This window comes from Providencia sp. PROV255, assembly GCF_028478065.1.
GTDB classification, from domain to species: domain Bacteria; phylum Pseudomonadota; class Gammaproteobacteria; order Enterobacterales; family Enterobacteriaceae; genus Providencia; species Providencia rettgeri.
In genome coordinates this window covers 187,396-193,395 of the sequence record NZ_JAMPMI010000019.1, presented here as the reverse complement: position 1 = coordinate 193,395, position 6,000 = coordinate 187,396, and the positions used below count along the sequence as shown (strand labels likewise).

5 protein-coding genes are annotated in these 6,000 nt (G+C 37.7%); 4 read left to right on the top strand and 1 reads right to left on the bottom strand.

What is annotated here, in order from left to right; genetic code table 11:
- Nucleotides 1–85: 85 nt before the first annotated feature.
- Nucleotides 86–964: an aminoglycoside 6-adenylyltransferase gene (locus PR725_RS17930; protein WP_117162192.1), complete on the bottom strand. Its 879-nt coding sequence runs from the start codon at nucleotides 962–964 to the stop codon at nucleotides 86–88.
- Nucleotides 965–1,374: 410 nt separating this feature from the next.
- On the opposite strand from PR725_RS17930, the gene PR725_RS17925 reads away from it, so the two are divergent.
- The 4 genes from PR725_RS17925 to aroG all read left to right on the top strand — a co-directional run bounded on the left by PR725_RS17925 (nucleotide 1,375) and on the right by aroG (nucleotide 5,958).
- Entirely contained in the window at nucleotides 1,375–2,220 is an 846-nt protein-coding gene (locus PR725_RS17925) for a hypothetical protein (protein ID WP_109912824.1), read from the top strand.
- Nucleotides 2,221–2,718: 498 nt separating this feature from the next.
- The gene (nadA, locus tag PR725_RS17920; RefSeq protein WP_004909097.1) at nucleotides 2,719–3,759 is read left to right on the top strand and encodes a quinolinate synthase NadA; all 1,041 of its coding nucleotides are present in this window, start codon (nucleotides 2,719–2,721) and stop codon (nucleotides 3,757–3,759) included.
- A 65-nt stretch (nucleotides 3,760–3,824) separates the two neighbouring features.
- Nucleotides 3,825–4,547, top strand: coding sequence for a nicotinamide riboside transporter PnuC (gene pnuC / locus PR725_RS17915; RefSeq protein WP_109912823.1), 723 nt, complete (start codon nucleotides 3,825–3,827; stop codon nucleotides 4,545–4,547).
- Nucleotides 4,548–4,902: 355 nt separating this feature from the next.
- On the top strand, nucleotides 4,903–5,958 hold the full coding sequence (aroG, locus tag PR725_RS17910; protein ID WP_109912822.1) for a 3-deoxy-7-phosphoheptulonate synthase AroG: 1,056 nt from the start codon (nucleotides 4,903–4,905) through the stop codon (nucleotides 5,956–5,958).
- Nucleotides 5,959–6,000: the final 42 nt, after the last annotated feature.

Below are 6,000 nucleotides of genomic sequence, written 5' to 3'. Positions count from 1 at the left end.
ACCATTTCAATACCAATCCAGTAAATGTTCAGCTGCCGAGCCATATCTCGACATGAAAGCACTGCATTCCTTTGCTGTACTTTATTTATCTTATTTCACCAGTTTCTGGAAGTAAGGCGTTATCCTGTAAAATACCAATAAGTAGTTCTTGCATTTTCTCAGCCATAATCTGCATATTATCAAATCCTTGAAGGCTAGCGAGCTCAATAGTTACATCTTTAAAGCAGCGCATTAAACACTGAAGAGACAATGCGGCGCTTTGAGCCGTTCCACAATTAAAAATAACCTCCAATGCCTCGATATAAGGTTTAGGCATCCACTCATGGTAGTTGCGTCCTTTATACCAAACATGTCCACCTTGTAAAGAAACAAGGCGTTCTAGCAGCGTTAAAAAATACTGTTTCATATCCGCACTTCTTGACCATGCGACCCACAACTCATCTCGTGTTAAAGCAATGGTAACTTGATGTGCTTCATGCCAAAAATCAGATACAACGTCAGCGAATTGCGATATTGTTAATTGAGGAGGAGCAAATACTTGTTGGTTAGCACTTTCAGGTAAGCCTTCGGTGATCCCTGTTTTATCGAGTAATACAGTAAAACCACGGGAAAATGTCGCATCTAAACCTTGCAGCTTCATCTTAGATAATCGCTCAGGCTCAGCAAAAGTGAAATCCACTTTGCGGCCTTCTTCAAAGATCACCAAGCAAGTTGGCCAATCAGGGGAATCCTCTTCAAGATTTAGCAAATGAAGGGCAACCAAAGGTCCACCAAACTGATTTATCCAAGACTTCTGATTGAATATTTCAGATGTACCGTGGCCGATCAGCTCGATATCAATATCGGAATAACTATCAACATGTTGATCTCGCCCTCGAGAGCCGGTTAATACCACGGCTTCAATTCTTGGATCGAGCAATGAAACTGAAATAATTTTATTTATTAATAATGCAGGTGATTCCATAACTGACCTAATGAATTAAGTAAGGATGGCTAAGATACCGATAAAGAGGCAGAAAAGCGAAGCTTCAGACGCAAAAAACTACTTAAATGCCCAAGTTTTTTTCGAAGTGAGGGAAAATTGTTAGCGTTTATAGGTGATGTGACAGAATTTAAGCTGTGTTAGTACCAAAATTGCCTTAATTGCGAAAAGCACATTGTGTTAAACATGGGGACGGAAAAAAGTACCGTGGTGATATCGCTAATGTAAACTTAATTTAAACTTTACTTTTTGTGAAAGTACCCTGAAATTACGTTGCTTTTTTATTATCTGTAGCTATATTTATAAACAATTATTTCCTTTGTTATATATTAAAATAAAATTTGTATTTTATTTCTTATCAAATTATTATTTGTTTTTTAAAGGAAATTAAAATGAAGACAAGTATATCAAAACTAGATAAATATTTTTTAGAATTAAAGGATTATTATGAATCCATAAGTGGAAATCTAAAAGAACTTCATGTAGAAATAGATACATTAACTGAAAAAATATTAAAAATAGAAGCTGAACACGAGAGTATATTCCTTGCCGAAAGTTATAAGTTGGAAAGTAAACTAACATATGTTGAATATATTCAATCTAAAATATATATTGATAGAGTTAAAGTTTATATTCATACCGTTAAGAATGCTCTAGATAAATATCAGCAACTGCAAGATGAATTGCGCTTTTATATTAAAAGCCCAAAAGAGATAAAAAACATTACACCAAATATCGCTGAGTGTTATGACAATGTGACAGAAAGCATTCGTAATTATCCATACATTAGTTCTAGATTACACAGATTGTTATCCACGTTTGACTCGAAGGTTAGCCAGTTGATCACTGATACTAAAGAATATACTTTAACTTTTCACTCTTCCTTGGCTAATTTAAGATACACTGCAAGTGATATATCTTATTCGATAGGAAGTTTACAGCAATATAAACAATCGGATGAGGAATTAGAGATTAATAATGCTGAGAATGATGAACTTGAAATTATTACTGAGTATAGGCAAAAAATGGATATGTCGAGTGATAAATTAATACAAGATAGTACTAAAGAGGGTGATGCTATTAGTTACGAAAACAAAATAAAATCTGAATTACATATTGAGAGTGGAAATTTGACCGAGAATATTGCAGGGTTTTACAGTAGAGAGAAAATTCTATCTAATATAGTAAGTCATAATAATATTATAGAATCCATTTTTCTACCTATACCAATATATTAGTTGCATATCTTCCTTTGATTTATCATACCTGTCTACAGTACAAGTCGGCAGGTTGTAACTTTTTTATTTCATGACATTTATACCCGTGACTCTTCAAGTTGCAGGGCATTTCGTTGAGGTATAAGTGACTACGCTCGTCGAGCCACAGAGTTTATCTATGCACTCCGTCTATTTTCCTTGTCGCCTGCCCGCAACCCGAATTATTGGGGGATATAAAATTAACGTGTACGATCCCTATTACATATACAAGTTAGCCTCTTAATTAAACACCATCTATTGATAAATCAAAGAGCAATCAACTTTTGCTTTCATGCAGGGTATATCCTTTGAGGAGAATCGCTAATGGGGAGGAAATGATGCTAGATAAGTAAAAATAGTGAAGACTTATTGAGCAAATTAGCGTATCGTGTTTAGTATATAAAACAAAAATTGTGAATTTAGGCGGTTTTTAGCTTGGTTTAACTATTAAAATCGCTTTTTGCTAAACAGAGGCAACCAATGAGCGTGTTTATCGATTTTGACCAGTCAGTTTATCCATTCCCAGCAAAACCCGCACGATTAAGCTCGGATGAAAAATCATTTTATCGGCAGCGGATCAAATCGCTTTTGTTCGAAAAAAATGCGGTGATCGTTGCACATTACTATACTGACCCTGAAATTCAAGCATTGGCTGAAGAAACGGGGGGTTGTGTCGCAGACTCTCTTGAAATGGCGCGTTTTGGTGCAAAGCATTCGGCATCAACTTTGGTTGTTGCTGGGGTGAAATTTATGGGCGAAACTGCAAAAATTCTCAGCCCAGAAAAGCAAGTCTTAATGCCGACATTAGAAGCCCAATGTTCCCTTGATATTGGTTGTCCTGAAGCGGAGTTTATCCGTTTTTGTGATGAGCACCCAGATAGAACCGTAGTGGTGTATGCCAATACCTCTGCAGCAGTTAAAGCTCGGGCTGATTGGGTTGTGACCTCAAGTATCGCAGTGGAATTGATTGAACACTTAGACAGCTTAGGTGAAAAAATTATTTGGGCTCCTGACCGCCATCTCGGACGTTATGTTCAACAGCAAACTGGGGCAGATATTCTGTGTTGGCAGGGGGCTTGTATTGTTCATGATGAATTTAAAACGCAATCATTAGAAAAAATGAAAGCACTATACCCTGAAGCAGCGGTATTGGTGCACCCTGAATCACCCCAAGCGATTGTCGACCTAGCGGATGCGGTTGGTTCTACAAGTCAATTAATTAAAGCAGCACAAAATTTACCTAACCCATCGATGATAGTGGCGACGGATAAAGGTATTTTTTACAAAATGCAGCAAGCTTGCCCCGAGAAGACGCTTTACATCGCTCCAACAGCGGGTGAGGGCGCTACATGCCGTACTTGTGCACATTGCCCTTGGATGGCAATGAATGGCTTAAAAGCGATTGCTGACGCCTTAGAAGGGAATACGCAAGATCATCAAATTCATGTCAGTGAGATATTACGAGAAAAAGCATTACGACCATTAAATAAGATGCTAGATTTTGCAGAGAGTCTAAAATAATAAATACAATTTTAATGAAGTACTGAGCAATACAACATTAACGATCACTTATAAAGGATTTTGGGATGGATTTCTTTAGTACAGCCAATACGTTAGTGCAGATCCCGCTATGGGGTTCAGTTTATGATTTATCTTACATTGAAGCCGTGGGGACCATTGCCGGCTTACTTTGTATCTTGCTTGCCAGCTTAGAAAAAACGATTAATTATCTGTTTGGGCTAATTAACGTTTCTCTGTTTGCAGTTATTTTCTTTCAAATTCAGCTATATGCAAATTTATTGCTACAGATATTTTTCTTTGTCGCCAATATTTATGGCTGGTATGCATGGAGTAGGGTCACCAGTTCGCAGCAAGCAGAGTTAAAAATTCGTTGGTTGAGCTTACCAAAAGCGGCTATAACACTGGTTATTTCAGTCGTTGCTATTATTTATCTCACATTTAATATTGATGCAGTATTTGGCGTACTAGCAAGATGGGCAGTCGAGTTGTTAAATCTGTTTGGTGCCAACCTTGCGATGCCTACGATAGAACCGGATGCATTCCCATTCTGGGATTCTGCAATGACCATACTTTCTGTCGTCGCAATGATCTTGATGACGCGTAAGTATGTAGAAAACTGGCTACTGTGGGTCATTATTAATGTGATTAGTATTGTTATTTTCTTTATTCAAGGTGTTTATGCGATGTCTTTAGAATACTTAATTTTGTTAGGTATCGCGGTCAATGGCTCCAGACTTTGGATAAAATCAGCTAAAGAGAATGGCTCCTCACCAATTTCGCGTATTTAGCCAGAAAAAATCCGATAAAACGGCTAAAGTGACATCATCGTTGTTTAGCTGTTTTAGTTATTCTTTGCTCTGCTAAATGGGTTTTTAGCTTGTTTATTGTGCTAAATATCAGCCTTTCACCTCATTTTATAATTAGCGATTAATAAAACCATGGTTTTATCGTGCGTTTGCCTGTTTACAGACTTCGGTTGAACGGTTAGATTAAAAATTCGATGCTAATTATCTTGTAAGTTTTTTAAGTCCAGTGAAGTCATTCACCGTTCCGCTCAACGCTTTACTCAAGCGCAGTAACTTGGGAGAAACCTAGCATGCAAATCAACTACAGTAAAAAATAATAAACATTGGATATACGGGTATGAATTATCAGAACGATGACGTCAGAATAAAACAAATAAAAGAATTATTACCACCAATTGCTCTGCTTGAAAAATTTCCAGCAACCGATAAAGCTGCGTTTACCGTTCATGAAGCACGCCTCGCTATCCACAATATTTTAGCAGGCAAGGACGACCGTTTGGTTGTCGTCATCGGGCCTTGCTCAATCCATGATACTAAAGCGGCTTTAGAGTACGCAGAGCGTTTAGGTAAATTGCGTGAAGAACTTAAAGGTTCTTTAGAAATTGTCATGCGTGTATATTTTGAAAAGCCGCGCACCACAGTGGGTTGGAAAGGGTTGATCAACGACCCTAAAATGGATTGTAGCTTTGATATTAACGAAGGTTTGCGTATTGCACGTGAATTGCTGTTAACAATCAATAACCAAGGTTTACCGACTGCAGGTGAATTCTTAGATGTTATTAGCCCGCAATATGTTGCAGATTTGATGAGTTGGGGAGCAATCGGTGCTCGTACGACGGAATCACAAATTCACCGTGAATTAGCGTCAGGTTTATCTTGTCCTGTCGGTTTTAAAAATGGTACCGATGGCACGATTAAAATTGCCATTGATGCAATTAATTCAGCGCGCTCAGCTCATTGTTTCTTATCGGTCACTAAATGGGGGCATTCTGCCATTGTGAACACTAGCGGAAACCCTGATTGTCATATTATTTTACGCGGCGGTAAAGAACCAAATTACAGTGCTAAACATGTACAAGAAGTACGTGAAGGGCTAGAAAAAGCAGGGCTTGTACCGAGTATTATGATTGACTTTAGCCATGCGAATAGCTGTAAAAAATTCGAGAAACAAATGGAAGTGGCGACCGATGTGAGCGAGCAAATCCGTAATGGCGACCGTTCTATTACAGGGATTATGATTGAAAGTAATCTTGTTGAAGGTAACCAAAACTTAGAATCGGGCGAGCCATTAGTTTATGGTAAAAGTGTCACTGATGCATGTATTGGTTGGGATGATACTGAAAAAGTTTTACGTCAATTATCTGATGCAGTGATTACACGTCGTACGAAATAAATATCTTCTTTTTAAAATAAAAAGCTAATTCTATAATTGAAT